This is a genomic window from Stenotrophomonas maltophilia (assembly GCF_039555535.1).
Classification (GTDB): Bacteria; Pseudomonadota; Gammaproteobacteria; order Xanthomonadales; family Xanthomonadaceae; genus Stenotrophomonas; species Stenotrophomonas maltophilia_Q.
This window is the reverse complement of record NZ_CP154630.1, coordinates 3,886,561-3,912,407: the sequence shown is the minus strand read 5'-3', so window position 1 is coordinate 3,912,407 and position 25,847 is coordinate 3,886,561. Positions and strand designations below refer to the sequence as shown.

Below are 25,847 nucleotides of genomic sequence, written 5' to 3'. Positions count from 1 at the left end.
CGCAGGTCTTGCGTCCAAGTGCCCGTCGGCAGGGGAGAAACCGTGGGGCTCATCCCAAAAAGTCAGTCGCCGCTTGTAGGCGTCGACATCAGTTCGACTGCGGTAAAGCTTTTGCAGCTGTCCCGCAGCGGCAATCGTTTCCGTGTGGAACACTACGCTGTGGAACCTCTTCCGCCGAATGCGGTGGTGGAGAAGAACGTCGTGGAAGTGGAGGCCGTGGGTGAGGCCATCCGCCGTGCGATGAACCGTTCAGGCAGCAAGGCCAAGCTGGCCGCTGCCGCCGTCGCCGGGTCGGCGGTGATCACCAAGGTGATCCCGATGCCGGCCGAGCTCGACGAGAACGACATGGAAGCCCAGATCGAGCTGGAAGCGGTCAACTACATTCCGTACCCGATCGAGGAAGTGAACCTGGACTTCGAGGTGATCGGGGCGATCCCGAACAACCCGGAGATGGTCCAGGTGCTGCTGGCCGCGTCGCGTTCTGAGAACGTGGAACTGCGCCAGTCCGCGCTGGAACTGGGTGGCCTGCAGGCCAAGGTGATGGACGTGGAGGCCTTCGCGGTCGAGAACGCCTACGCCCTGGTCGCCAGCGAGCTGCCGGTATCGATCGACGGCGTGGTCGCGCTGGTCGACATCGGCGCCACCATGACCACCCTCAATGTCCTGCGCGGTGGCCGCAGCCTGTACAGCCGCGAACAGGTGTTCGGTGGCAAGCAGCTGACCGACGAGATCATGCGCCGCTACGGCCTGAGCTACGAGGAAGCCGGTCTGGCCAAGCGCCAGGGCGGGTTGCCGGAAAGCTACGAGATGGAAGTGCTGGAGCCGTTCAAGGAGGCCACGGTCCAGCAGATCAGCCGCCTGCTGCAGTTCTTCTATGCGGGCAGTGAGTTCAACCGTGTCGACCACATCGTGCTGGCCGGCGGCTGCGCCGTGCTGGGGGGTCTGCCGGAGATGATTGAAGAACAGCTGGGCGTGCCGACCGTGGTCGCCAACCCGCTGGCACAGATGACCCTGGGCCCGAAGGTGAACGCACATGCGCTGGCCCAGGATGCCCCCGCGCTGATGATCGCCACCGGTCTGGCGCTGAGGAGCTTCGACTGATGGCACGCATCAATCTATTGCCCTGGCGCGCCGAGCGGCGCAAGCAACGCCAGCGCGAGTTCTACGCAATGCTGGGCATGGCCGCGATTGGTGGCCTGCTGCTGTCGCTGCTGATCTGGTTCTACTACGACCGCCAGGTGAGCGGCCAGATGGACCGCAACGCCTATCTGGAAGCCGAGATCGAGAAGGTCAAGGAACAGAACAAGGAGATCGACCGCCTCGATGCGCAGAAGGACCGCCTGCTGGCCCGCAAGAAGGTGATCGAGGAACTGCAGGCCAAGCGCTCGCAGATGGTCCACCTGTTCGACGCATTGGTGCGCACGATTCCTGACGGCGTGGTGCTGACCGCCCTGCAGCAGGAGGGGGACATGCTCACCCTCGAGGGGCGCACCCAGTCCAATGCACGCGTGTCGGCTTACATGCGCAACCTGGAAACTTCCGGCTGGATGACCAACCCGGAGCTGTCGATCATCCAGGCCAGTGCCGCAGACAAGAGTGCTGCCGGCCCGGTATCGGACATCAAGGCACTGCCGTACATGTTCAAGGTCACGGTGAAGCTGCCTGCGCAGAGTGAAGAGACCGGCACCCCCGGTTTGAACGCCGATGGCAGCGTGGCGGCCGCGCCGGCTGCGACGCCCGCCGTGGCGCCGCTTGCCGCCGGCCCCGATGCGGCGGCCCCGGCCGCTGCAGCAGCGCCGGCCCCGGCCCAACCGGCGGCGGCCCCGGCAGCGGCGCCGGCCACCGCACCGGCCACCGCACCGGCCACCGCACCGGCCACTGCGCCGGCGCCTGCACCGGCCAAGCCGAACCAGCCCGCCGCACCGGCACCGGCCGCCAGGCCTGAGGGCAGCCGCCTGGCGCAGCCGCCGCAGGCCTCTTACGCCCCGCTGCAGGGGGATCGCGCATGAGCCAGAAAATCGATCTGAAGAACCTGGATTTCAACGACATCGGCAACTGGCCGCAGAAGGCCAAGATCGTCTTCTGTTCGTTGCTGGCCCTGGTCATCATGTTCGTTGCGTGGATGCTGCTGATCAGCGGCAAGCGTGATGAACTGGCCAGCCTGGAGTCGAAGGAAAGCGATCTGCGTACCGAGTTCTCCAAGCAGCAGGAACGCGCGGTGAACCTGGGGCCGCTGAAGCAGCAGCTGGCGCAGATGGAGCAGGTCCTGCAGCAGATGCTGCGGCAGCTGCCCAGCAAGACCGAAATGCCGGACCTGATCATCGACATTTCGCAGACCGCGCTGTCCAGCGGCCTGACCAGCCAGCTGTTCGAACCGGAACAGGAGCAGGTCAAGGAGTTCTACGCCGAGAAGCCGATCAAGCTGAAGATGGTGGGCAGCTATCACCAGTTCGGCGCGTTCGTCAGTGGCGTGGCCTCGCTGCCGCGCGTGGTGATCCTGACCATGCACGACATCAACCTGAAGCCGGCGGACAAGGCTGGCGGTGGTTCGCGTGCCGGTGCGCTGGAGTTGTCCGGCACGGTCAAGACCTACCGGTATCTCGACGAGACCGAGGTGCAGGAACAGCAGAAGGCTGAAGCCGGCAAGGAGGGCAGCAAGTGATCCGTTCCTTCTTTGCACGTTGCGGGATGGTCGCTGCCGTGCTGCTGCTGGCCGCCTGCGGCCGTGGCGTGACCAGCACGCCGGGCGACGCGCCGAATCTCGAGAAGTGGGTGGAAGGCGAACGTGCCCGGCCGGCGCAGCCGCTGGAACCGTTGCCTGTGATGCAGCAGTTCGAGACCTTCGAGTACTCCGCGCAGGGCCTGCGTGATCCGTTCACCGACGCCTGGACCAATCCGCAGGGGAATGGCGGATTGCGGCCGGATCCGAACCGGCGCAAGGAGCCCCTGGAGGGCTTCCCGCTGGACGCACTGGACATGGTCGGTACCATCGGCACCGGCGGCGGCACCGTCGCGCTGGTGATGGGGCCGGACAAGGTGACCTACCGGGTGCGCCCGGGCGGCTACCTGGGGCAGAGCGACGGGCGGGTCACTGCGGTCTTCGAAGACCGTGTGGAGCTGATCGAACTGGTGCCGGATGGCGCGGGTGGCTGGCTGGAACGGCCGGCAACGCTCTCGCTTGAAGATCAATGATCGTTTACTGGGGATAGCACGATGACCTTTCACCAAGCCAAGGGGCTGCGTCCCATCCGGCGCTCTACCTTGAACCGTGTCAGCGCGTTGGGAGTCGCGCTGATGCTGGCCTGCGCTCCGGCGCTGGCCGCCGCACCGGCGGAGAAGCCGGTGGGCACCACCGTCGCACCGGCCGCGGCACCCGCCGGCCTGTCGGTGGCCAAGATCGATTTCAAGCGCGGCGATGATGGCGCGGGCCGCCTGATCGTGCAGTTTGACGGCCAGGGCGCGATCCCGGACCTGCGCACGCAGGGCAACAGCGTGGTGGTCGACGTCGGCAACGCCCGCCTGCCGGCCAATCTGCAGAAGCCGTTGAACGTCGTCGACTTCGCCACCCCGGTGCAGCGCATCGACGCCAAGCCGTCCGGCGCCGGCACCCAGCTGGTGCTGAGCACCGGCGGTGCGGTGGAGTCGCTGGCCTACCAGAGCGGCAACGAATACGTGGTCGAGATCAGCGCGCGGCAGGCTCCGGCCGCCGTCGGTGCAGTGACCGCCGGCAGCGTCACCCAGGCGGCAAAGGCCGTCGGCCAGCGCGGCTTCACCGGCAAGCCGGTGACCTTCAACTTCCAGGACGTGCCGGTGCGCACCGTGCTGCAGTTGATCGCCGAAGAGTCCAACCTCAACGTGGTGGCCTCCGACTCGGTGCAGGGCAATGTGACGCTGCGCCTGGTCAACGTGCCGTGGGACCAGGCGCTGGACATCGTGCTGCGCGCCAAGGGCCTGGACAAGCGACGCGACGGCAGCGTGATCTGGGTCGGCCCGCAGGCCGAACTGGCCAAGTTCGAGCAGGAGAAGGAAGACGCGCGCATCGCCATCGAGAACCGCGAAGACCTGGTGACCGATTACGTCCAGATCAACTACCACAGCGCCACCCAGATCTTCAAAGCCCTGACCGAAGCCAAGGGCATCGGCGGTGGTGGCGGTGGTGGTGCAGGTGGCGGGGGCGGTGGGTCGTCGCAGGAGGAAAGCGGCTTCCTGTCCGGCCGTGGCCGCATCGTCGCCGACGAGCGCACCAACACGCTGATGATCAGCGACATCCCGAAGAAGATCGCGCGCATGCGTGAACTGATCAGCGTGATCGACCGTCCGGTCGACCAGGTGCTGATCGAGAGCCGCATCGTCATCGCTACCGATACTTTCGCGCGTGAGCTGGGTGCGCGGTTCGGCATCAGCGGCAGCCGCGACAACGCCTACTTCAGCGGCAACCTCGAAGCCAATGCGGAAACCCGCAAGTCGCAGGTCGAAGCCAATGCGACCAACGCCAAGGCGTACCGTGACTGGGTGGCGGGCGGCAGCACCGGCCCGGCGCCGATTCCGGTCGGTTCGACGATCACCCGTGGCCTGAACTGGGCCATGCCGGCGGCGTCCACCAATCCGGCGGGTTCGCTGGCGCTATCGATCCTCAATGCCGGCTACCTGCTGGACGTGGAGCTGTCGGCCATGCAGGAGGAGTCGCGTGGTGAAGTGATCTCCAACCCGCGCGTGGTCACCACCAACCAGCGCGAGGCCCTGATCAAGCAGGGTAAGGAAATCGGCTATGTGACCATCAGTGCCGGTGCCGGCGGTGTCGCTACGCCGAACGTGCAGTTCAAGGAAGTGGTGCTGGAACTGAAGGTCACCCCGACCATCACCAACGACAACCGCGTGTTCCTCAACATGCAGGTGAAGAAGGACGAAGTGGATCGGCTGATCCAGCTGGAAGGCTATGGCACCGTGCCGTCGATCAACCGCCGCGAAGTGAACACCGCAGTGCTGGTCGAGGACGGGCAGACCGTGGTCATCGGTGGTGTGTACGAGTTCACCGACCGCAACAGCATCAGCAAGGTTCCGTTCCTGGGCGATGTGCCGTTCCTGGGCAACCTGTTCAAGAAGCGTGGCCGCAGCAAGGACAAGGCCGAGCTGCTGGTGTTCGTCACCCCGAAGGTGCTGCGCGTGGCCAGGCAGAACTGAGCCAACGCACCCGCGACACGAAGAAGGGCCGCCATGTGCGGCCCTTCTTCGTTCATGCCGGACGTAATGCGCGGACGATCCGGTAGATCCACGCCATGCGTGGATGAGGTGCCCGTTCAGCCGTTCTTGATGCCAATCGCAAGGCACCCTGCGATGATGTCGGGAACCCGTGCCGTCCCGCGCCGGTCAAAGGCCCCCATGAACCTGCCACCGCCGATGCCCGAAACCGTCTCGCCGCCGCCCGCGCCGGCCACCTCCCGCCTGCATGGCGCCTTCAACCAGCTGCGCGACGCGCTGTCGGCCGAAATCGTCGGCCAGGCGGCCCTGGTCGAACGCCTGTTGATCGCATTGCTGGCCGACGGCCACCTGCTGGTGGAGGGCGCGCCGGGCCTGGCCAAGACCACGGCCATCCGTGCGCTGGCCTCGCGCCTGGAGGCGGATTTCGCCCGCGTGCAGTTCACCCCCGACCTGCTGCCGGCCGACCTGACCGGCACCGAGATCTGGCGCCCGCAGGAAGGGCGCTTCGAATTCGTACCCGGCCCGATCTTCCATCCGATCCTGCTGGCCGATGAAATCAACCGTGCGCCGGCCAAGGTGCAGTCGGCGCTGCTGGAAGCGATGGGCGAGCGCCAGGTCACCGTTGGCCGCCACACCTACGCATTGCCGCCGCTGTTCCTGGTGATGGCCACGCAGAACCCGATCGAGCAGGAAGGTACCTTCCCGCTGCCGGAAGCGCAGCTGGACCGTTTCCTGATGCACGTACGCATCGGCTACCCGGACCAGGCGGCCGAATCGGAGATCCTGCGGCTCGCCCGCGAGCGTGCCCGTGGCGCGCTGGGCGAAGCGGCACCCGCACCGGAGAAGCTGCCGATGCAGGATGTGTTCGATGCCCGCCGCGAAGTGCTGGACCTGCATATGGCACCGGCACTGGAACGCTATCTGGTCGAACTTGTGCTGGCCTCGCGTGATCCGTCGCGCTATGACGCCGGCCTCGGGCGCCGCATCGCTTGGGGCGCAAGCCCGCGTGGTTCCATTGCGTTGGAACGCTGCGCACGTGCACGCGCCTGGTTGGCCGGCCGCGACTTCGTCACTCCCGACGATGTGCGTGCGGTCGCCGCCGACGTGCTGCGCCATCGCGTGCTGCCCAGCTACGAAGCCACCGCCGAAGGCTGGGATGGCGAGCGCCTGGTGCAGGAGCTGCTGGCCCGGGTGCCGGCACCCTGAGCCTGCGCATGACCGATCGATCCCTGGAAGCCGCATCCACCGTCAGTGATGGCGACGGATTGCGCCCGCACCTGTCCGAACTGGTGGCGCTGCGCCGGCTGGCACAGCGGCCGCCGCCGCCGCGCCGTGGTCGTGCCGGCAATGCCGGGCAGGCGCCGTCGCCGCTGCGTGGGCGTGGCATGGAGTACGCCGAGTCACGCGAGTACGTGGCCGGTGATGATGCCCGGCATATCGACTGGCGCGTGACCGCGCGGACCGGGCGTGCCCATACCAAGCTTTTCCAGGCCGAACGCGAGCGGGTCAGCCTGATCGTGGCCGACACCTCGCCGGCGCTGTACTTCGGCACCCGTGTGCGCTTCAAGTCGGTGCAGGCGGCACGCGCCGGCGCCGTCGCCGCGTGGTCGGCGCAGCGTCGCGGCGATCGTGTGGGCGCGCTGCGCGGCAGCGACCGTGAAGCGCCGATTGCACCTGCGGGTGGGCCGCGGGGCGTACTGCGCGTGCTCGACGCACTCACCCGCTGGTACGCGCAGCCGCCCGCCGACGATCTCGGCCTGGAGCGCGCGCTGGACCATGCCGCCCGCGTGCTGCGTCCCGGGGCGCGCATGCTGGTGCTGGCCGATCCGCAGCAGGCCGCGAAGATTCCCGTCGTGCGCTGGAGCGCGCTGGCCCAGCACCATGACCTCAGCCTGGTGCTGCTGGTCGATCCCCTCGAGCTGCAACCACCTTCGGCGGCCCTGCAGTTCCAGACCGCGCAGCAGCGCATTGGCCTTGATCTGCGGCGCAGCGAAGTGCAGTCGCACTGGCAGGCGCACTTCGTCGAACCGCTGCAGGCGCTGCGCCGCCAGCTCGGCGCACGCCGCGTTGACGTGCAGGTGTTGTCCACCGATGCGCCCAGCGATGCCTGGTTGGCGCCGTCGGCGACCGAGGTACCGGCATGAGCGCCAACCTTCCGCTGCGCGATGTACAGCTGCCGCCGGCACCGTCGTGGTGGCCGCCGGCCCCCGGCTATCTGATGATCGGCGGCGCGGTGTTGCTGGTGATCCTGGCGCTGGCCCTGCTGTGGTGGAAACGCCGCCGCCGTCGCCAACGCTGGTTGCAGGCGTTCGACCAGGAGCTGGCCACCACCACTGATGCCACCGCGGAACTGGCGGTGATCGCCGGCCTGCTGCGCCGTGCCGCGCGGCAGGCGCAGCCGGGCAGTGAATCCCTGCGCGACGATGCCTGGTGGCAGCGCGTGGATCCGAAGGGCACGTTGCCCGACGCGCGTCGCAGCCTGTTGGCCGAAGGTGCCTATCGCCCCCGCGTGGACGCCAGCGAAGTGGCGGCCGTGCGCAGCTGGGCCCGCGAGCGCTACCTGGCAATGCTGCTGGAGCGCCGCCGATGAACCTGCTGGCGAGTTACTGGCCATGGCCGGACCTGCAGCTGGCGTGGCCGCTGGCCCTGCTGGCGTTGCCGCTGCCACTGCTTATGCAGGGGTGGAAGCGCCGCGCCGACCCGGGTGCGGCACTGCGCGTACCGTACGCGGCGAGTGAACTGGAAGCGCTGTCCGGTGGTGGCCGCGTCGATGTGTCGTGGCTGCGTACGCTGCTGCTGTGGCTGGGCTGGTGCGCGCTGTGCATCGCGTTCGCGCGCCCGCAGCAGCTGGGTGAGGCCATCACGCCACCGCAGCAGGGGCGGCAGATGATGCTGGCGATGGACGTATCCGGCAGCATGGGCGAGGGCGACATGGTACTGGGGGGGCAGGCGGTGGATCGCCTCACCGCGGCCAAGGCCGTGCTGGCCGACTTCCTGGATCGTCGCGCCGGTGATCGCATCGGCCTGCTGATCTTCGGCGACCGCGCTTATACGCTCACGCCGCTCACTGCCGACCTGGCCAGCGTGCGCGACCAGCTGCGCGACAGCGTGGTCGGCCTGGCTGGCCGCGAGACGGCCATCGGTGATGCCATCGGCCTGGCGGTGAAGCGCCTGCGCAGCCAGCCCGAAGGGCAGCGTGTACTGATCCTGTTGACCGACGGCGTCAGCAATGCCGGCGTGCTCGAACCGCTGCGTGCGGCCGAAGTCGCGCAGGCCGAAGGTGTACGCATCCACACCGTTGCGTTTGGTGGCGATGGCAGCATGCGCTTCCTCGGCATTCCGATTTCCGCTGACCAGGATCCGGTGGACGAGGCGACGTTGAAGAAAATTGCCAGCCTGACCGGTGGCCAGTTCTTCCGTGCACGCGATACCTCGCAGCTGGCCGGCATCTACGCCGAACTGGACCGTCTGGAGCCAATCGCGGCGAAGGGACCGAGCCTGCGCCCGCGCGAGGAACGCTACGCATGGCCGTTGGGCCTGGCGTTGCTGCTGGGCGCATTGGCCTGGGCGTGGCCGGAGCGTCGTCGATGATCGCGTTCGTCTCCCATCTTCCGGACTGGAACGCGCTGCACTTCCTGCGCCCGGAATGGCTGTGGGCATTGCTGGCGCTGCCGGTGATTCTCGCCGTATCGCTGTACCGGCAGCGGCGCAGCGATGCGTGGCGGCAGGCGGTGGATGCACACCTGTTGCCGCATCTGCTGGCGGCGGGTACGCGCCGTCGCATGCGGCTGCCATTGGCGGTGCTGCTGGGCTGGACGCTGGCATCACTGGCCATGGCCGGACCGAGCTGGCGGCAGCAGGCACAGCCGATGTTCCAGCCCAGCGCACCGCTGCTGGTCGTGCTGGATCTGTCCAGCCGCATCACTGCCACCGATCTGCCGCCGTCGCGGCTGCTGCAGGCACGGGCCAAAGTCGGTGAGCTCCTGCGCGCACGCAAGGGCGGGCAGGTCGGCCTGGTGGTATACGCCGAAGATGCCTACACCGTGGCGCCGCTGACCGATGACGGCAGCAATGTTGCGTTGTATCTGGATGCCTTGTCGCCGGATGTGATGCCGCGTGATGGTCAGCGTGCCGACCGTGGCATCGACTGGGCCACGCGGCTGATGCGGCAGATCGCTGCACCGCAGGGACAGATCCTGCTGGTCACCGATCAAGCCGATGGCGAAGCTGCGTTGGCAGCCGCGCAGGCGCGCGGTCTTGGACTGCAGGTGTCGGTACTGGGCCTGGGCACGCCCGCCGGCGCGGCCTACCGTGATGGCAGTGGGCAGATTCGCCAGGCCGCGCTGGATGAAGGCAGCCTGCGTGCCGTTGCCACGGCAGGTGGCGGCCGCTATGCGCGCATCGCTGCAGATGACAGCGACCTGCGTGCGCTGGGCGTGCTTGATGCACGCGAAGGCAGCGCCACGCAACGGCCGGGCGAAGGCAAGCAATGGCGTGACGAGGGCTTCTGGCTGTTGCCGCCGCTGATGCTGCTGGCGCTGCTGGCGTTCCGACGCCGAGCGGTGCTGGCGGCGGTGCTGGCGGTGGGTCTGTTGCCATGGATGAGTGACGTGCACGCGCAGACGCCTGCGGCGCCTGCTTCGCAGCCGCCGCAGGGCACCCTGTGGAAGCGGGCCGACCAGCTGCAGCACCAGCGTCTGGCCGACGGCGTGCAGGCCTATCGCAAGGGCGACTTCGCCACCGCGCGCAAGCAGTTCGAAGGCATCGACAACGATGCCGGTTGGTACAACCTGGCCAATACGCTGGCGCGCCAGGGCAGCTACGATGAAGCCATCGCCGCCTACGACCGTGCGCTGGCGTTGCATCCCGGCATGCCCGATGCGGTGGCCAACCGCGCGGTGGTCGATGCCGCGCGCAAGCGCAAGCAGTCGGGGGGGCAGGGGCAGGACCAGCAGAAGCCGCAGCAGAACGGGCAGCAGAAGCAGCAGAACCCGTCCCAGGGCCAGCAGAACCCGCAAGGCCAGCAGCCGCAGCAGGGCCAGAAGGATCCGGGACAGGGTCAGCCACAGTCACAGCAGGGCCAGCAGGGCCAGCCCAGGCCGGGTGACGACAGCACGCAATCGAAGCCGCAGTCCGGCGAGCGCAGCCGCGATGGCCAGCAGGTGCCGCCGCAGGTTGAGGATGCCAAGGCCCAGGCGCAGGCCGACGAGCAGCAGCGCCAGCGCATGCAGCAGGCGATGCAGCAGGCGCGCGAAGGCGAGGCGGACAAGGACGGCAAGCCGGTACCGGCCGGTGACGGCCGCACCGCGCGCCAGCGCGAGGAGCAGCAAGCGGTGGAAGCGTGGATGCGGCGTGTTCCGGACGATCCGGGCGCGTTGCTGCGGGCCAAGTTCCAGCTGGAAAACGAACGCAGGAAGAGGGAAGGGCGATGACGCGGGCGATCAACATGCATGGGCGCTGGCCACGGAACGTTCTGGCGGCGCTGCTGTTGTGGCTGCCGCTGCTGGCCTGGGCGCAACCGCGGGCCTGGCTTGACCGTGACCGCATCGCGATGGGCGACACGGTCACCCTCAACGTTGAGAGCGACCAGGGCGCGCCGGACTTCACCCTGCTGCGCAACGACTTCGATCTGAGCGGGCAGACCAGCAGCCGCCAGGTGGAGTGGAGCAATGGCAGCATGCAGCAGCGCAATCTGTATGGCGTGGCACTGACGCCACGGCGCAGCGGAGCGCTTGTGATTCCGGGCCTGCAGGTGGGCAGTGCACGTACCGCGCCGCTGACCCTGCAGGTGGACGCCGCTGCCGTCGCCGGCCCCGACAGCAATGCGATGGCCTTCATCGAGACCGTTGTCGATGATGAGACGCCCTATGTGCAGCAGAGCGTGGGCGTGGTCGTGCGCCTGTATTTCGCATCACAGCTGGCGTCGGGCGAGCTGGTGCTGGATACACCGGCCGGTGCGTCGCTGCAGCGCGTGGGCGATGACCGCACCGATGTGCGCCAGGTCAACGGCCGCCGTTACAACATGGTCGAGCGTCGCTTCCTGCTGATCCCGGAGCGCAGCGGCACCCTGCGCCTCGCAGGTGCGCGCTTCAACGGCCGCAGCGCCGGTGGCTTCTTCGACGACTTCTTCGGCGGTGGCGACGGGCGCATGAACGCCACCGGCGCCGACCGCACGTTGCAGGTGCAGGCGCAACCGGCGCAGGCGCCACAACCGTGGCTGCCGCTGCAGAGCCTGCAGCTGCGCTACACCAGTGCACCGACCAGTGCCCGTACGGGCGAAGCGGCCAATGTGGTGGTCGAAGCGGTTGCCGAAGGGGCAACCCGCGCGCAGTTCACCGACCTGCCGGTGCCCGATGTCGGCAGTGCCGCGCAGGTATTCGCCGAACCTGCGCAGTACGAAGAATCGTTCAATGGCAGCACGCCGCGGCTGAAGATCACCCGCCGCTATTCGATCGTGCCGCGCCAGCCCGGCTCGCTGGTGGTGCCCGGTACACGCCTGCCGTGGTGGGATGTGCGCGCAGGCAAGGCGCAGGAGGCGAAGCTGCCGGATCTGACACTGACGGTCGCGGCGGGCAATGGCGCTGGCAGCACCTCGCCGGCACCGCCGCCGCCAATCGATACCGATGCCGCGCTGCCCGGCAGCGATGGCCAGGACAGCCGCATCGCCGCGACCGATCCGCGTGCCGGTGGCCTGGCCGAACGTCCGTGGCCGTGGATGGGCGCGGCCGTCGGCCTGGCGTTGCTGTGGCTGTTGACCCTGTTGTGGGGCTGGCAGCGAGGCCGCCGACCGCGTGCGGCGGCGCCGGTAGCTGGCAAGCCCTCTGTGCCGATTGTGGCGAGCGGACGTGCTGGCTTGGCCGAACTGCGCCGCACGCTGGATGGCGAAGGGTTCGAGCAGGTCGAGGCACAGCTGTGCGCGATGGCCGGCGTCGAACGCATCGAGCAGGTCGTTGCGCGGTTGGATGACCCGGCCCAGCGCCAGGTGCTGCAGGACCTGCAGCAGGCACGCTGGGGCGGGCAGGGCGATCTGGCATCGCTGCGTTCGCGTCTGCGCGAGGTCTTCCGTGACGGACCGCACTGGTCGACGGCTGCCGGCCCCGCCGACACTGGCCTGGCGCCGCTGTATCCACCGCGGCGAACCTGAACCGGCGTCGCTTGCGCGCTTTGTTAGAGTGCATTCATTTTTCGAGGAAACCCGCGTATGACAGCAGCTGCTGCCGACAAGAAGAAGTTGCCCCTGCATTGGAAGATGGGCATCGGCTTTGCGATCGGCCTGGTCCTGGGACTGATCGTGCACGCCCTGGGCGGCAGCGTCGATGGTCTGCAGGCCGGTGCCAAGTGGGTAATGGACTACGTCACCACCCCGGCGTCGGGCCTGTTCCTCAACCTGATCTTCATGCTGATCGTGCCGCTGATCTTCTCGGCGCTGATCATGGGCGTGTCGGAGATGGGCGACATCCGCGCCCTCGGCCGCATCGGCTGGAAGACCCTGGCCTACACCGTGCTGCTGTCCGGCATCGCCGTGGGCATCGGCCTGGTGCTGGTCAACCTGCTCAAGCCGGGCGCCGGCGTCGATCCGCAGGTCGCCGCCATGATGCTTTCGGAGAACGCCGAGCGCAGCAAGGAAATCGTTGCCGGCATCCATGGCACGCCGAAGGGCATGGACATGCTGCTGTCGATCGTGCCGAGCAACGTGCTGCAGGCGGCGTCGGACAACGGTGCGATCCTGTCGCTGATGTTCTTCGCGCTGATGTTCGGCATCGGCATGGTGCTGACCGACAACGAGAAGGTCGCCCCGTTGCGCCGCGCCATCGAAGGCGTGTTTGAAATCTCGATGACCCTGATCAACCTGGTCATCCGCCTGGCCCCGTATGCGGTGGCCTGCTTCATGTTCAACCTGGCCGCACTGTTCGGCTTCGAACTGATCATCCGCCTCGGTGCCTACGTGGGCGTGGTGGTGCTGGCGCTGGGCCTGCACATGGTCGTGACCTACGGCACTGCGGTGTGGCTGTCCGGCCGTTCGCCGCTGTCGTTCTTCCGCGATACCCAGGAAGCGACGGTGATGGCGTTCTCCACCGCCTCCAGCAACGCCACCCTGCCGACCGCGCTGCGCGTGGCCGACCAGATGGGCCTGCCGCAGCGCGTGTCGCGCTTCGTGCTGACCGTGGGCGCCACCGCCAACCAGAACGGCACCGCGCTGTTCGAGGGCGTGACGGTGATCTTCCTGGCCCAGTTCTTCGGCGTGGACCTGAGCATCGGCCAGCAGATCATGGTGATGGCGGTCTGCATCCTTGGTGGCATCGGTACCGCCGGCGTGCCGTCGGGCTCGCTGCCGGTGGTGGCGATGATCTGTGCGATGGTCGGCGTTAACCCGCTGGGCATCGGCCTGATCCTGGGCGTGAACCACTTCCTGGACATGTGCCGTACCGCGCTGAACGTGACCGGCGACCTGGCCCTGACCACCTTGGTGGCCAAGGGCGAGTCCCACGACGGCCCGGCGCTGGGCCCGCAGCAGGACTAAGTCCAACGCCACAGCTGGCGACCTGATCGGGGTCGGATTCCTTTCCGCAGGGAAAGGTATCCGACCCCTTTTCACATGCGGAATCCGGCGGAGACCACGCCGCCGCCGGCCAGCGGCCGCCACGACCGGGCACCGTGAACCGACCCCCCGCCCGGCGACTATGGGACAATAGGCCGCCCGCACGTCCGCGGCCGCCTCCCGATTCCGACAGAACCATGACGCAGCCTACCCGTCGCCAGTTGGCCAACGCCATCCGCTTCCTTGCCGCCGATGCGGTTGAAACCGCAAAGTCCGGCCACCCCGGCATGCCCATGGGCATGGCCGATATCGCCGAAGTCCTCTGGAACGACTACCTCCGCCATAACCCGAGCAATCCGCACTGGTTCAACCGCGACCGCTTCGTGCTGTCCAACGGCCACGGTTCGATGCTGCAGTACGCGCTGCTGCACCTGAGCGGCTACGACCTGCCGATCGAGCAGCTGAAGCTGTTCCGCCAGCTGGGCAGCCACACCGCCGGTCACCCGGAACGCCACGAGACCCCGGGCGTGGAAACCACCACCGGCCCGCTGGGCCAGGGTTTCGCCAATGCCGTGGGCTTCGCCCTGGCCGAGAAGCTGCTGGCACAGCGCTTCAACCGCCCGGAGCTGGAAGTGGTCGACCACCGCACCTGGGTGTTCATGGGCGATGGCTGCCTGATGGAAGGCGTGTCGCATGAAGCGGCGTCGCTGGCCGGTACCTGGGGCCTGCACAAGCTGGTCTGCTTCTGGGACAACAACCACATCTCCATCGACGGCAACGTCGAGGGCTGGTTCACCGACAACACCCCGGAGCGTTTCGAGGCCTATGGCTGGAACGTGGTCCGCGACGTCGACGGCCATGACCCGGAAAGCATCAAGGCCGGCATCGAGGCCGCGCTGTCGCAGAACGACAAGCCGACCCTGATCTGCTGCCGCACCACCATTGGTTTTGGTTCGCCGAACAAGGCGGGCAAGGAATCCAGCCACGGTGCCCCGCTGGGCAAGGACGAACTGGAAGCCACCCGCAAGCAGCTGGGCTGGGAATACGGTCCGTTCGAGATCCCGCAGGCGATCTACGACGGCTGGCGCGCCAATGGCGCCGGCACCCTGCGCCAGGCCGAGTGGGAACAGCTGTTCGACAAGTACGCCAGCCAGTACCCGGGCGAAGCCGCCGAACTGACCCGTCGCTCGCACGGCGAACTGCCGGCCGACTTCGTTGCCAAGGCCGATGCCTACATCGCCCAGGTCGCCGCTGAAGGCCCGACGATCGCCTCGCGCAAGGCCTCGCAGCTGGCCATCGAAGCCTACGCACCGCTGCTGCCGGAAATCGTCGGTGGCTCGGCTGACCTGGCGCACTCGAACCTGACCCTGTGGAAGGGCAGCAAGTCGGTCGCCAGCGACGACGCCAACGCCAACTACGTGTACTACGGCGTGCGCGAGTTCGGCATGACCGCCATTGCCAACGGCCTGGCCCTGCACGGTGGCTTCATTCCGTTCGACGCCACCTTCCTGGTGTTCAGCGATTACGCCCGCAACGGTGTGCGCATGAGCGCGCTGATCCCGGCCCACGCCATCCACGTCTACACCCACGATTCGATCGGCCTGGGCGAAGACGGCCCGACCCACCAGCCGGTGGAGCACCTGGCCTCGCTGCGCTACATCCCGAACAACGATGTGTGGCGCCCGTGCGATGCGGTCGAGTCGGCCGTGAGCTGGAAGGCCGCGATCACCCGCCAGGACGGCCCGAGCTGCCTGGTGTTCAGCCGCCAGAACCTGCCGCACCAGCCGCGCAACGCCGAGCAGATCGCCCAGATCGAGCGCGGTGGTTACGTGCTGGCCGACGCTGCCGGTACCCCGGACGTGATCCTGATCGCCACCGGTTCGGAAGTCTCGCTGGCCACCGAAGCCAAGGCCCAGCTGGACGCGGCCGGCCTCAAGACCCGCGTGGTCTCGATGCCGTCCACCGACGTGTTCCTGCGCCAGGATGCGGCCTACCGTGAATCGGTGCTGCCGAACGCCGTGCGCAAGCGCGTGGCCGTGGAAGCCGGCGTCACCGGTTTCTGGCGCCAGTTCGTCGGCCTGGACGGTGCCGTGATCGGTATCGACACCTTCGGTGCCTCGGCCCCGGCCGACCAGCTGTACAAGCACTTCGGCATCACCACCGCCCATGTGGTGGAAGCTGCCAAGGCGCTGTAAGCAGCATCGCAGCGTGATGAAGGAAAGGCCGGCGCAAGCCGGCCTTTCTCTTTTTCTGTGGGGCGAAACGAATCGGCCGCCGTGCCAGTAGATCCACGCCATGCGTGGATGAGCGTTACATTGCGTCCCGCACGTCCATCAGCGCAAACCCCAGCAGGTTCAATCCGCGCCACTGCGCCGGGTTGTGCGCGTCGGCGTGATCCTTGGCCAGGCCGATGCCCCAGATGAAATCCACCGGGCTGGCTTCGACCAGCACCCAGCCTGCGGTCGCACGCAGGAACGCCCCAAGTTCCGGGTTCTGCGCGAACTTGGCCCTGTTGCCTTCCACCACCAGGTCGTAGCGGGCCTGCGTCCAGCGCGCTTCATCGAAGCCTTCGATCTGGCGGCCGAAAGCCTTGGCCTTGTCCGGCGTGGTGCTGGCGACGATCTTCTCAAGCAGCTTGGTGGCGCCGAACAGACGCGCCTTTCCGGCCATCATGTAGTGCTCGGCGGTGCGGTAGTGCACGCCATCGATCTCGAAGCCGGCGTCATACCACTGGCTGAAACAGGACGCAGAAACTCCGCTGCGCGGCGGCTGGTGGCCCCAGAAGCAGAGGTAACGCAGGTCTTCGCCTGAAGCCTCGCGCTGCTGCAGATCATGCAGGAAACGGGAATCATCGTTCATCGCCACAGCATAGCGTGCCGCCGTGCCCTGGTAGGTGCCAACCTTGGTTGGCACTGATGCTTTTTCGCCGGGGATGGCCCGGCGCTACCGTACGCGTGATTACGCAGTACGCGCCAGCGCCAGGCGCAGCAGGCGCGCGTCCAGGCGCTCGGCGAAATCCTTCGGCGCCTGCAGGCCCATGCGCTGCAGGTACACCGCGTCGCCGTCGCCGGCCGGTTGCCGCAGCGCCGCCCAGACCGTGCGCAGCTTGTCGCCACGGGTCTGCGTGTTGGCCTTCAGCCATCCCAGCGCCTTCACCAGCACCTGTTCAATCTCGTTGAAATCGCTGCCGAGCGGATAGTCCGGCAGGCTGCCATCGGCACGGAACGGTGCCAGTGCGGCGGCCAATGCCTGCGGCGTGTTTCGCTGCAGGCGCTCGGGATCCGGCTGGGTGCTCTTCAACAGCTTGCGTGCAGCCTGCGCCTGTTGCAGCAGGTCGCCCTGGAACGGCGCCTCGGTGATTGCGGTCATCGCCTGCACGCAATCCTCGTCGGTCAAGCCGCGCAGATCGGCGATGCCGTATTCGTTGAGGTAGATGTCGCGCAGGTGGCGTGGAATGGTGGTGTGCCCGTAGTTCCAGCGCACGTTGGATTCGCGGCGCCCCTTGTCGTCACGCGCGGCGCGGAACATCAGCACGCTGCGCGCTTCGGGCAGGGCATGGGCCATCGCCACGAAGTTGTACTGGCCGCCCACGCCGGACACCACACGTCCATCGTCCAGCGCATCCGACACCGCTGCGCCCAGCGCGGTGGCCATCATGCAGGAATTGAAGAAGCGCGCATGGCGGCGCTGCAGGCGTTCCAGCGTCTCGTTGCCGCCGTACAGCTGGTTGATCTCGCTGATCCTGCGCATGCCGATCGCACGGCATTCGTCATCCGGCAGCGTGCGCAGCCATTCGTAGAACTCCGGCGAGCCCAGGTAGAACGCGCCGTGCAGGTATTCTCCCTCGGCGGCCAGAGTGGCGTGGTCGATGGACAGCGTGCTGCCGTTCTCGATGCGCTGCATCAGCGCCAGGTCGTCATGCACCTTGCGCTTGATCACCCCGGTCTGCACCAGCCGGCGGAAGCCCTCATTGAGCATTTCGCTGCAGCCGTACAGGCCGACCTCGAACGGATCCAGCCCGCCAATCTCCTTCACCAGCGGGTGGCTGGCCAGCTGCGGGTCCAGCGCGTGCAGCACGCGGCGGTAGCGCGCGTTGTCGGTGTGGCGCAGCACCAGCGCATGGCTGAGCGCATCGGCCAGCGTGCCGATGCCGATCTGCAGGGTGCCGCCGTCGCGTACCAGCGTGCTGGCATACAGGCCGATGGCGTAGTCGGCATCGCCGACCGGCTGCCGCGGCAGGCCGAACAGTGCCGGGTACGGCGGCGGCGGGGTGATCACCAGATCGAAGAACGACACATCCACGGTGGCCGAGCCGCCCAGGTAGGGCAGCTGCGGGTCGATCTCGGCGATCAGCAGGGGCCGCGGCAGGCCACGTGCGGCCATGGCATCCAGGGTGTCCTGGGTGATGTCGTTGTTGCATGACAGCGACAGCCGGCGATCATCCGGCCGCATCGCCACCTTCTGCACGATCACCTGCGGCGCGCGCTGGGCGACCGCGTCGGCGGCGTGGGTGTAGTTCAGGCTGGTATAGCTGGACTGCGCCTGGCGCGAACCGAGCAGGGCGCCGGACTGCATGTAGAACTCTTCCACCTGCACATGTGCCGGTAGCGCGTCGCGTGCGATCGCATCGGCATAGGCCAGGCGCGGGAAATCGTCGCCGAAGTGGCGCTGCGTGAACGGTGCCATGAAGCGCGCTTCCAGGCCGTTGCCGCGCGCCTTCGGCGGGTTCAGCGACAGCGCGGTATACAGCTGCAGCGGCCGCGACGGGTCGTGCTCGACGCGCGCGTACAGGGCATTGAGCAGCCGGTGCGGCTTGCCCAGCGCCAGCGGTGCCCCGATCCGCAACGGCCCGTCCACGCGCGCAAACAACCAGTCGACAGCGGCGTCCAGGTCGGTGAGGTGTTCGGTCATGCGGGGCGGTCCTGCGTGTGGGGGAGTGCTGGCATTACAGCATGTCGGGCTTGAACCGCCGTCGACGCGAGACTTCGGCGCCGGCCACCATGAACTGCCCATCGCCGCGGTAGTGCACCGTGCGCGGCAGCTTCGGCCGTGGCGCTACGTGTGCGCGCACGATTTCCCAGATGAACAGGTTGTTCGATGCCACCTGGCTGTCGTCGTACAAGCGGCATTCGAAGTTCGAGTGGCATTGCCCGACCAGCGGCGCGCCGACCTCGCGTGCGGGCAGCGCGTCGAGCCCGAACCGGGCGAACTTGTCGACCTCGCGACCACTGCAGTTGCCGATGTCCACCACGGTATCGAGCAGCTCCACGCCGGGTACGTTGATCACGCACTCGCCACTGCCGACGGCCAGGCCGTGGCTGTGGTTTTCATTCCACAGGTAGGTTGCGACCAGTGAAGGCGAGAAGCCCATCACCATGTGCCAGCCCATCGTCATCAGGTTGCGCTGGCCCTGCCACGCGGTACTGACCAGCACGATCGGGCCGGGTTCGAGGAAGCGACGTGCCTGCTCGACCGGGAAGTCCTTCTTGGGCAGCGCTTTCATCCGATGCCAGGGGTGGGAGGAACCGATGCTGGCGCAGCCGGGATGAACCCGGAGTCGAGGGACTTGACAGCCAAGTCGATTACGCGCGTAATCAGATCGTCGATTACGGATGTAAACCATGACCCCGATCAGCGAAGCCGAAGCCGTTGTGATGGAGGTGCTGTGGCAACAGGCACCACGTAGTGCCGATGACGTGGTGGCCGCGCTGGCCCATCGCGACTGGGCCGAGCCGACCATCAAGACCCTGCTCAACCGCCTGCTGACCAAGGGCGCGATCGCCGCCGAGCGCGATGGCCGGCGCTATCTGTACCGGCCCCTGCTGCAGCGCCAGGCCTGGGTGGAGGCGCAAAGCCAGGACTTCATCGGACGCGTCTTCGAGGGCCGCGTGGCGCCACTGGTGGCGCACTTCAGCGAACGTGGGCAGCTGAGCGCGCAGGACATTGCCGAACTGAAGAAGCTGATCCAGGAGCTGGACCATGACTGAGCTGCTCGACGGACTGTGGCGGGCCAGCCTGTGGCTGGCGGTGGGCGTGCTGCTGCTGGCGGCGCTGCGACCACTGCTGGTGGGCCTGGGCGGCGCCGGGCTGGCCTATCGCAGCTGGTGGCTGCTGCCGTTGCTGCTGGTGACCTTGCTGCTGCCGTTGCCGCAGGTCGCGCTGCTGCAGCATGTACCGACGCTGCCGTTGAAAGTGGTGCCGGGGGCCACTGACGGTGGGGCAGGTTGGTCGGTGCCTGGGGCCCTGCTGTCGCTGCTGGCATGGGCGCTGGGCACGGGCATCTGCCTGCTGCGCGACCTGCGTGCGCAGCGCCGTTTCGAACGCAGCATGGGCCAGCTGCGTGCGCGTGCCGATGGCAGCTGGCAGGCCAGTGGCGATCCCGGGCTGCCGGCGCTGGTCGGCCTGTGGCGGCCGCGCATCGTGGTCGGTCCGCAATTCGATCAGCAGTTCACCGCACAGGAGCAGAACCTGATCCTGCAGCACGAGCGCAGCCATCGCCGCAATGGCGACCACTGGGCCAACGGCGCGCTGCTGCTGGTGCGCGCAGTGTTCTGGTTCCACCCGCTTCTGCCATGGGCTGCACGCCGTTTCCTGCGCGACCAGGAGCTGGCCTGTGATGCCCGCACCATTGCCCCGCAGCCTGCGCTGCGCGGCCTCTATGCCAGCACGCTGCTGAAGGCGCAGCTGGTCCATCCGGTTGCGCCCGCGGTCTGCCATTGGCGCAGCCAACCCGTGTTGAAGGAGCGTATCGCCATGTTGAAGCAGTCCAAGCGGAAGGCATTGCCGTGGGTGTCGGGGCAGGTGCTGGTGGTCGGGTTGTGCGTGGGAATGGCGGCGGTGGCGTGGGCCAGCCAGGGCGGTGCGGCGGTAGGTACCCGGATCGGTGTCGAGCCGTTCGAACATGCGGAAGAGGATGCGGCAAAGGCGGGGCTGGACAGTCCGATCCAGGTCGACAAGATGCCGCCACCGTCCTATCCGAAGTCCGCCTTCGAGCAGCGCCAGGTGGGCGTGATCAACCTGCGCATCGAGGTGGACGCACAGGGCCATCCGACCGATGTACAGGTGCTCAGCGCGACCAATCCGGGGGTGTTCGATGCCGTCTCCATCGCCGCCGCGCGCAGCTGGACCTACCGACCGGCGCGGAAGAACGGCAAGCCGGTGGCCGGTGCCGTACGCATTCCGATCACCTACGCCATGGATGACACCGAGGATACGAAGTGAAGTCCGCGCCGCTGTTGATGATGGCGGCGCTGCTGGTGGGGTGTGCAACCCAGGATCGCCTGACCACGGTTGATACCCGCAGCGAGAATGTCGGTCACCAGCGGCTGCGGCCCGATGCAGGGGGAGGGGCTGGCCAGATCCAGCCTTACACGCTGGCCGCCAGCGAAGGCTACCGGATGCCGCAGCTGCACACGGCACCTGATCCCGTGGTGGGTGATCGCGATCCTCGCACGTCGTTGCCGCCGACCACGGTCTGCCTGCAGGTGGTGGTGGATGCGCAGGGCAGCGTTGAGCGCAGCATGCCGTTGACCGACCGCAGCGAATGCAGTGCGGGTGGGGCGCCGGAGAATGCGCCCTTGCTGCAGGCCGCGCAGGAGGCGGTTGCGATGTGGAAGTATTCGTCCGCCGCGGTCTGCCACTTCGCAGCGGGCAAGGTACCTGCGGATCGCGGCGACTGCCGCGGTGCCGAGCGGGTCGAGCCGGTGGCCGTTACCCTGCAGTACGCCTTCACCTTCGAGGTCGTGAAGGGCCAGCATGTGGTGCGTACACAGGGCCGGTAGTGCCGGGCCATGCGCGACCAGGCAGGCGCCGTCGCCCGCACAGGCGTACAGTGCGGGCGACACGGCAACGGAAGCTGGGGATGAGTATCTGGACAATCATGCTGGCCGGGCTTTCCTGTGTACTGGCCGGTTGCACGCCGCATGGGCAGGACAAGCACGACCTGGATGCGTATCGAAATGGTCCGCCGGCCTGCTCGGCCGGCGGCTACCTGGCAGCGCTGGACGACCCCGCACGCGTGGCGTATCTGCGGGGAGCGCTGCAGGTCCGCCCGCGATCGCCCTGCATCGCCGAACTGCTCGCCGCCCAGCCGCCGGCCTTGCTGCCGGTTGCGCGGCAGGCGATCCTCGATGGGGGAGAGCGCAGTGATCTTTCGCTTCTGGTCGGCGCGGTGGCAATGAAGGTCGATCGCGGCGAAATCACCGCTGCACAGGTGGATGCGCTGCAGCTGCAGGCGGCCTGTACCGACTCCCCAGGGGCGCCGGCGCAATGCGCGGAACAGCTGCAGCGCCTGCGGCAGGCCTTGCAGGAACTGGAGGACCCTTCCTCGCGTGTATTGACGCAGAAGTCGAAGGTACGCCTGTCAGACGCGTCTGCCACCAGGCGAGTGGAAGCCACGCTTGCCATGCGCACGGCCGATGCACCGGCCGCAAGCGGCGTTGCGTGCGGCGGGACCACCTCGCCATGCCGCGAGGTCACGCATCTGGAACTGCGCGTGGATGGCCAGCCGGTTCCGGTGGCGTACTCGGTGTACCGCGATCTCTTCGACCTGCATCGCGGAACCCTGAAGGCAGATGCTGGCGGCGGTGTGCTGGACCTGCAGGGCGGCGACGCATCGGAGAGTTACAACGTGCGTATCCGCTTCGATGCGCAGCGCGTGCTGTCACGGCAGATGTATGTGGGCACGGCGCAGGATGACCTGCTGCAGGAAACCGTCTATCACAAGGTGATCTACGAATGATCAGAGCGCTCGGTACCATCGTCCTGGTGTACCTGGGGCTGCATATGACGCCTTGCCTGGCCACGGAGCGGGACCAGGGCGCCGATATGGTGGTCATCGCAACCCGGTTCATCGCCGTCCACGACGCGCGTGCCGACACAGCGCGCAATGCAGACGAACCCTTCATCGAAGACCGTGTGATCCCTGCTGTACACGCGATGGTGGAACGCGATGCTGGTCGACTGACGCGGGCGCAGCTGCAGGCACTGATCGATTTCATGATTGTGGCCGATGGCATGGCCAGTGAAGAAATCAGCGAGATGGCTGCGACGCTTTACCGCAGGCAGGGGCCTGCAGTGTGCACCTTGCTGAAGAACACGCCTGCAACCCGCCGCAGCGTCGTCATTGCGCGCATTCGCAGTGGCACTGCGCCCACTGCAGCACGGAACAGCCCTGCAGTGTGCGGGTGATGTCCGGCTCCGGTGCGAAGGCTCACGCCCCGCCCTGGATGTTGGCCTTCACCGCTGGCTGCATCAGCTTCGGTTCTTCCAGCGTCGCATCGCGGGCCTGGCGCACGCTGACGAACTCCGCCTCGGCTACACCGTCGTGCACGTGAATGTTGTGCGCGCGCTGCTCGCCGATGGTGGTTTCGTTGGCGAAATCACGACCGCCCGGACCGTAGTCGTGGCAGACGAATACGCGGGTCGCATCGGGCAGGGCCAGCAGGCGCTGGATCGAACGGTACAGCTGTGCGGCATCACCGCCCGGGAAATCGCAGCGGGCGGTGCCACCGTCGGGCATGAACAGCGAGTCGCCGGTGAACAGTGCATCGCCGATCAGGTAGGCGACGCTGTCGCTGGTATGGCCGGGCACGGCGATCACCCGTCCATCCAGTCCGCCAAGGGTGAAGGTTTCGCCATCGCTGAACAGGTGGTCGAAGATGTCATCCGCAGCAGGAAGCTGCAGGCCATAGCGTGGTGCAAACGTCGCCTGCACCGCACGGATGCCTTCGCCGATGGCGAGCGTGGCCTGCGGGAAGCGCTGCTTGAGCCGACGCCCCGCCGACACATGGTCGGCGTGGGCGTGGGTTTCCAGCAGCCAGCGCAGCTGCAGGCCCTGCTGTTCGATGGCCTGCAGCACGTCGCGCAGCGGCGACTCGCTGCTGGCGTCGGTGTCCGGGTCGTAGTCCAGGACCGGGTCGATCAGCGCCGCCTCGCCGCTGGCCGGGTCGCTGGCCAGGTAGCTGAAGGTATTGCTGTCACGGTGGAAGAACGACTGCACCTGGACTGACATTGGAACGCTCCTCAGCGCGCGCCGAGCACGCGGTTCAGCAACTGGGCCAGGTTCTCGCCGGCCAGTCGCAGCTGCGCTTCGGCCAGCGGCCGGTAGCGCTCGGTGTATTCATCACCGATTTTACGCGTGGCCGGATAAACGCCAGCTTGCATGGAAATGCGGCAGCTGGCCTCGGCCCAGATCTGCGGGTCGCGTTGCGGGTTGGACTGGCGCGCCAGCTTAGGCGCGCGCTGGCTCTGCAGCAGAGGCAGATAGCCGGCATCGTCCAGCTTGCGGGTGTTGAGCATGCCGCTGTCCCACAGCGAGTGCAGGTTGGTACCGCGGTTGCCGAACTGCAGCTGGAAATCGTTGCCGCCCTTGTCATGGGCATAGCCGGCGTGCATCGGCTGGTGGATGTCACCCACCAGGTGCACGACGAACTTCAGCGCCTGCAGGCGCTCGGCGTCGGTCAGGCTGCGGTCGCCGAGGATGGTGCTCTGTGCTTTCAGTGCCTCGACAATGCAGTTGCCGCTCTTGCAGTGCTTCGGTGCTTCGTAATGGCAGTTGTCTTCGGCGATGTTGACGTAGTGCCAACCGGCCGAGCGACGGCCTAGGCCGGGGTCCTTGGCGCGCAGCTGATCGGCCCAGGGGGCGATGCTGGCCAGGGTGGCGTCTGGCTCGGTGGCCAGCAGGCGGTCCACTTCGGCGCGGGCGGTGGGGTTGAGGCGGGCGTCGGCGACTTCGGCGACAAGGCGGTGGCCTTGTGCGCCCCAGGCATGGGCCGGGGCCGAAGCGGACAGCAGGGCCGGCGCCAGGGCGGCGGCGAGGAACAGGGAGTGCAGGGCTTTCATGCGTACATTCTAGCGGGCCTCGGCAGACCCGGGCTTGATCACGCGTGGCGTTCGCCACACGGTCTTGATGCACCAGCCGCTAGGGTGACCCGGGCACACGCGGGGGAGGGGCTGATGGCGATCACGGACAGGCGCATCATGGCCGGGCATCCCGATGACGACGGGTTCGCCGCCGCGTTCGATGCCCAGGTGGTCTGGCGCATGCGCTGGGCCTGCGCCGTGGCAGGCGCGTTCTCGCTGGGCTTTGCCGTGCTCGATACCTACTGGTTGCCGCCGGAGGTGCACGCGCCGGTGCTGCGCTGGCGGCTGGGCGTTCTGCTGCCGGCACTGCTGCTGGGCGTCGCGCTGACCTTCGTGCCGATGCTGCGGCGCCACCTCCAGTGGCTGGGCGGCAGCGTCGTGCTGGTCAGCGGGCTGGCGCTGGTGACCATGATCTGGACCGCGCACCGTGCCGGCGTGAACTACCCCTACGAAGGCATCAGCCTGTTCCTGTTGCTGAACTACTTCCTGTGCGGGCTGCGTTTCGGGGTGGCGACGCTGACCGGAACCCTGATCGCGCTGGCGTTCCTGCTGGCCGAGCTGCAGGTGGGCCGGCACTGGGCGCAGATGCTGCAGAGCGTGATGTTCGTGCTGGCCAGCAACCTGGCCGGCATTGTCGGCAGCTACATTTCCGAACGGCAGGCGCGTGCAACGTGGCGGGCCGAGCAACGCCTGGATGCGTTGGCCAACCACGATGGGCTGACCGGCCTGCTGAACCGGCGCGCCTTCGATCGCCAGGCCAACCAGATCTTCCAGCGCTATCTGCGCACGTCGCATGCGCGCGGCGCACTGCGCATCGCCATGATCGATATCGACTACTTCAAGCGCTACAACGACCACCACGGCCATCCCGCCGGCGACACCGTCCTGCATGCGGTGGCAACCACCCTGGCCGCGCAGCTGCGCGGTAGCGACTCGGTGGTGGCGCGCTACGGCGGCGAAGAGTTCGTGGCGCTGGGCCACTGGGCGCCGGGCCAACCGGAATCAGCGCCGTTCGAGCAGCTTCGGCAACAGGTGCAGGCACTGGCGATCGCACATGCCGATTCGGATGCAGCCCCGGTGGTGAGCGTGAGCATCGGCGTGGCGCGCTGGCATGACGATGGTGGCGATACGCTGGAGCAGGCATTGGCACGCGCCGATGCAGCGCTGTATCGCGCCAAGGAAAGCGGCCGCAACCGGGTGGAAGTGGCGCCGGATCAATAATCGACTGAAAGGCGGCCCGTTCATG

The 25,847-nt window shown here is 67.5% G+C and carries 24 protein-coding genes; 19 read left to right on the top strand and 5 right to left on the bottom strand.

Annotation, left to right across the window (positions count from 1 at the left end):
• The first annotated feature begins 42 nt into the window (after positions 1-42).
• The 13 genes from AASM09_RS18065 to tkt all read left to right on the top strand — a co-directional run bounded on the left by AASM09_RS18065 (position 43) and on the right by tkt (position 15,933).
• Positions 43-1,101 carry a pilus assembly protein PilM gene (locus AASM09_RS18065; protein WP_049432640.1) on the top strand — a complete coding sequence of 353 codons (1,059 nt, stop codon included), beginning with the start codon at positions 43-45 and terminating at the stop codon, positions 1,099-1,101.
• Positions 1,101-2,009 (top strand): PilN domain-containing protein, encoded by a 909-nt coding sequence (locus AASM09_RS18060; RefSeq protein ID WP_049432643.1) that lies wholly within the window; start codon positions 1,101-1,103, stop codon positions 2,007-2,009. The genes AASM09_RS18065 and AASM09_RS18060 overlap by 1 nt, the downstream gene beginning before the upstream one ends.
• Entirely contained in the window at positions 2,006-2,662 is a 657-nt protein-coding gene (locus tag AASM09_RS18055) for a type 4a pilus biogenesis protein PilO (RefSeq protein ID WP_005410857.1), read from the top strand. The genes AASM09_RS18060 and AASM09_RS18055 overlap by 4 nt, the downstream gene beginning before the upstream one ends.
• A gap of 26 nt (positions 2,663-2,688) precedes the next feature.
• Complete coding sequence (locus AASM09_RS18050; protein WP_043035665.1) at positions 2,689-3,192, top strand: pilus assembly protein PilP; 504 nt, start codon at positions 2,689-2,691, stop codon at positions 3,190-3,192.
• A 21-nt stretch (positions 3,193-3,213) separates the two neighbouring features.
• Complete coding sequence (locus AASM09_RS18045; RefSeq protein WP_100443671.1) at positions 3,214-5,181, top strand: type IV pilus secretin PilQ; 1,968 nt, start codon at positions 3,214-3,216, stop codon at positions 5,179-5,181.
• Between the two features lie 198 nt (positions 5,182-5,379).
• Positions 5,380-6,405, top strand: coding sequence for an AAA family ATPase (locus AASM09_RS18040; protein ID WP_049432649.1), 1,026 nt, complete (start codon positions 5,380-5,382; stop codon positions 6,403-6,405).
• A gap of 8 nt (positions 6,406-6,413) precedes the next feature.
• Entirely contained in the window at positions 6,414-7,343 is a 930-nt protein-coding gene (locus AASM09_RS18035) for a DUF58 domain-containing protein (protein WP_049432652.1), read from the top strand.
• Entirely contained in the window at positions 7,340-7,789 is a 450-nt protein-coding gene (locus AASM09_RS18030) for a DUF4381 family protein (RefSeq protein WP_049432655.1), read from the top strand. The genes AASM09_RS18035 and AASM09_RS18030 overlap by 4 nt, the downstream gene beginning before the upstream one ends.
• Positions 7,786-8,790, top strand: a complete 1,005-nt coding sequence (locus AASM09_RS18025) for a vWA domain-containing protein (RefSeq protein WP_049432658.1) — start codon at positions 7,786-7,788, stop codon at positions 8,788-8,790. Before AASM09_RS18030 ends, AASM09_RS18025 begins: the two co-directional genes overlap by 4 nt.
• The gene (locus AASM09_RS18020) at positions 8,787-10,631 is read left to right on the top strand and encodes a vWA domain-containing protein (RefSeq protein ID WP_049432661.1); all 1,845 of its coding nucleotides are present in this window, start codon (positions 8,787-8,789) and stop codon (positions 10,629-10,631) included. Before AASM09_RS18025 ends, AASM09_RS18020 begins: the two co-directional genes overlap by 4 nt.
• The gene (locus tag AASM09_RS18015) at positions 10,628-12,343 is read left to right on the top strand and encodes a BatD family protein (protein ID WP_049432664.1); all 1,716 of its coding nucleotides are present in this window, start codon (positions 10,628-10,630) and stop codon (positions 12,341-12,343) included. The genes AASM09_RS18020 and AASM09_RS18015 overlap by 4 nt, the downstream gene beginning before the upstream one ends.
• 57 nt (positions 12,344-12,400) lie before the next feature.
• On the top strand, positions 12,401-13,720 hold the full coding sequence (locus tag AASM09_RS18010) for a dicarboxylate/amino acid:cation symporter (RefSeq protein WP_049432668.1): 1,320 nt from the start codon (positions 12,401-12,403) through the stop codon (positions 13,718-13,720).
• 215 nt (positions 13,721-13,935) lie between these two features.
• Positions 13,936-15,933: a transketolase gene (gene tkt, locus AASM09_RS18005; protein WP_049432670.1), complete on the top strand. Its 1,998-nt coding sequence runs from the start codon at positions 13,936-13,938 to the stop codon at positions 15,931-15,933.
• A gap of 115 nt (positions 15,934-16,048) precedes the next feature.
• Here the strand turns inward: tkt and AASM09_RS18000 are convergent, their stop codons facing one another.
• The 3 genes from AASM09_RS18000 to AASM09_RS17990 are packed head-to-tail and all read right to left on the bottom strand — an operon-like array spanning position 16,049 to position 19,241.
• Positions 16,049-16,651 (bottom strand): NADAR family protein, encoded by a 603-nt coding sequence (locus tag AASM09_RS18000; protein WP_238380329.1) that lies wholly within the window; start codon positions 16,649-16,651, stop codon positions 16,049-16,051.
• Positions 16,652-16,696: 45 nt separating this feature from the next.
• Entirely contained in the window at positions 16,697-18,649 is a 1,953-nt protein-coding gene (locus tag AASM09_RS17995) for an acetyl-CoA hydrolase/transferase C-terminal domain-containing protein (protein ID WP_049432673.1), read from the bottom strand.
• A gap of 34 nt (positions 18,650-18,683) precedes the next feature.
• A complete protein-coding gene (locus AASM09_RS17990) occupies positions 18,684-19,241 on the bottom strand; it encodes a flavin reductase family protein (RefSeq protein ID WP_049432676.1) in 558 nt (185 codons plus the stop codon).
• 118 nt (positions 19,242-19,359) lie between these two features.
• On the opposite strand from AASM09_RS17990, the gene AASM09_RS17985 reads away from it, so the two are divergent.
• The 5 genes from AASM09_RS17985 (at position 19,360) to AASM09_RS17965 (ending at position 22,927) form a co-directional block, all read left to right on the top strand.
• Positions 19,360-19,725: a BlaI/MecI/CopY family transcriptional regulator gene (locus AASM09_RS17985; protein ID WP_010484077.1), complete on the top strand. Its 366-nt coding sequence runs from the start codon at positions 19,360-19,362 to the stop codon at positions 19,723-19,725.
• Positions 19,718-20,959 (top strand): M56 family metallopeptidase, encoded by a 1,242-nt coding sequence (locus AASM09_RS17980; RefSeq protein ID WP_049432679.1) that lies wholly within the window; start codon positions 19,718-19,720, stop codon positions 20,957-20,959. The genes AASM09_RS17985 and AASM09_RS17980 overlap by 8 nt, the downstream gene beginning before the upstream one ends.
• Positions 20,956-21,519, top strand: a complete 564-nt coding sequence (locus AASM09_RS17975; RefSeq protein ID WP_049432681.1) for a hypothetical protein — start codon at positions 20,956-20,958, stop codon at positions 21,517-21,519. Before AASM09_RS17980 ends, AASM09_RS17975 begins: the two co-directional genes overlap by 4 nt.
• 80 nt (positions 21,520-21,599) lie before the next feature.
• Complete coding sequence (locus AASM09_RS17970; RefSeq protein ID WP_049432683.1) at positions 21,600-22,478, top strand: hypothetical protein; 879 nt, start codon at positions 21,600-21,602, stop codon at positions 22,476-22,478.
• Positions 22,475-22,927, top strand: coding sequence for a hypothetical protein (locus tag AASM09_RS17965; protein ID WP_049432687.1), 453 nt, complete (start codon positions 22,475-22,477; stop codon positions 22,925-22,927). The genes AASM09_RS17970 and AASM09_RS17965 overlap by 4 nt, the downstream gene beginning before the upstream one ends.
• Before the next feature lie 22 nt (positions 22,928-22,949).
• Here the strand turns inward: AASM09_RS17965 and AASM09_RS17960 are convergent, their stop codons facing one another.
• Positions 22,950-23,750, bottom strand: coding sequence for an MBL fold metallo-hydrolase (locus tag AASM09_RS17960; protein ID WP_049432690.1), 801 nt, complete (start codon positions 23,748-23,750; stop codon positions 22,950-22,952).
• Between the two features lie 11 nt (positions 23,751-23,761).
• Positions 23,762-24,580 (bottom strand): S1/P1 nuclease, encoded by an 819-nt coding sequence (locus AASM09_RS17955; protein ID WP_049432694.1) that lies wholly within the window; start codon positions 24,578-24,580, stop codon positions 23,762-23,764.
• A gap of 114 nt (positions 24,581-24,694) precedes the next feature.
• On the opposite strand from AASM09_RS17955, the gene AASM09_RS17950 reads away from it, so the two are divergent.
• Positions 24,695-25,822, top strand: a complete 1,128-nt coding sequence (locus AASM09_RS17950) for a GGDEF domain-containing protein (RefSeq protein ID WP_049432696.1) — start codon at positions 24,695-24,697, stop codon at positions 25,820-25,822.
• Positions 25,823-25,847: the final 25 nt, after the last annotated feature.

What these genes read in the sequence shown, in the direction of transcription:
- AASM09_RS17965 (WP_049432687.1), top strand. Translation starts at nt 22,475, where the DNA reads ATGATCAGAGCGCTCGGTACCATCGTCCTGGTGTACCTGGGGCTGCAT.
- AASM09_RS18010 (WP_049432668.1), top strand. Translation starts at nt 12,401, where the DNA reads ATGACAGCAGCTGCTGCCGACAAGAAGAAGTTGCCCCTGCATTGGAAG.
- AASM09_RS17950 (WP_049432696.1), top strand. Translation starts at nt 24,695, where the DNA reads ATGGCGATCACGGACAGGCGCATCATGGCCGGGCATCCCGATGACGAC.
- AASM09_RS17985 (WP_010484077.1), top strand. Translation starts at nt 19,360, where the DNA reads ATGACCCCGATCAGCGAAGCCGAAGCCGTTGTGATGGAGGTGCTGTGG.
- AASM09_RS18030 (WP_049432655.1), top strand. Translation starts at nt 7,340, where the DNA reads ATGAGCGCCAACCTTCCGCTGCGCGATGTACAGCTGCCGCCGGCACCG.
- AASM09_RS18060 (WP_049432643.1), top strand. Translation starts at nt 1,101, where the DNA reads ATGGCACGCATCAATCTATTGCCCTGGCGCGCCGAGCGGCGCAAGCAA.
- AASM09_RS17980 (WP_049432679.1), top strand. Translation starts at nt 19,718, where the DNA reads ATGACTGAGCTGCTCGACGGACTGTGGCGGGCCAGCCTGTGGCTGGCG.
- AASM09_RS17955 (WP_049432694.1), bottom strand. Translation starts at nt 24,580, where the DNA reads ATGAAAGCCCTGCACTCCCTGTTCCTCGCCGCCGCCCTGGCGCCGGCC.
- AASM09_RS17990 (WP_049432676.1), bottom strand. Translation starts at nt 19,241, where the DNA reads ATGAAAGCGCTGCCCAAGAAGGACTTCCCGGTCGAGCAGGCACGTCGC.
- AASM09_RS18045 (WP_100443671.1), top strand. Translation starts at nt 3,214, where the DNA reads ATGACCTTTCACCAAGCCAAGGGGCTGCGTCCCATCCGGCGCTCTACC.
- AASM09_RS18025 (WP_049432658.1), top strand. Translation starts at nt 7,786, where the DNA reads ATGAACCTGCTGGCGAGTTACTGGCCATGGCCGGACCTGCAGCTGGCG.
- tkt (WP_049432670.1), top strand. Translation starts at nt 13,936, where the DNA reads ATGACGCAGCCTACCCGTCGCCAGTTGGCCAACGCCATCCGCTTCCTT.
- AASM09_RS18035 (WP_049432652.1), top strand. Translation starts at nt 6,414, where the DNA reads ATGACCGATCGATCCCTGGAAGCCGCATCCACCGTCAGTGATGGCGAC.
- AASM09_RS17995 (WP_049432673.1), bottom strand. Translation starts at nt 18,649, where the DNA reads ATGACCGAACACCTCACCGACCTGGACGCCGCTGTCGACTGGTTGTTT.
- AASM09_RS18040 (WP_049432649.1), top strand. Translation starts at nt 5,380, where the DNA reads ATGAACCTGCCACCGCCGATGCCCGAAACCGTCTCGCCGCCGCCCGCG.
- AASM09_RS17970 (WP_049432683.1), top strand. Translation starts at nt 21,600, where the DNA reads ATGAGTATCTGGACAATCATGCTGGCCGGGCTTTCCTGTGTACTGGCC.
- AASM09_RS18015 (WP_049432664.1), top strand. Translation starts at nt 10,628, where the DNA reads ATGACGCGGGCGATCAACATGCATGGGCGCTGGCCACGGAACGTTCTG.
- AASM09_RS17960 (WP_049432690.1), bottom strand. Translation starts at nt 23,750, where the DNA reads ATGTCAGTCCAGGTGCAGTCGTTCTTCCACCGTGACAGCAATACCTTC.
- AASM09_RS18020 (WP_049432661.1), top strand. Translation starts at nt 8,787, where the DNA reads ATGATCGCGTTCGTCTCCCATCTTCCGGACTGGAACGCGCTGCACTTC.
- AASM09_RS18055 (WP_005410857.1), top strand. Translation starts at nt 2,006, where the DNA reads ATGAGCCAGAAAATCGATCTGAAGAACCTGGATTTCAACGACATCGGC.
- AASM09_RS18050 (WP_043035665.1), top strand. Translation starts at nt 2,689, where the DNA reads ATGGTCGCTGCCGTGCTGCTGCTGGCCGCCTGCGGCCGTGGCGTGACC.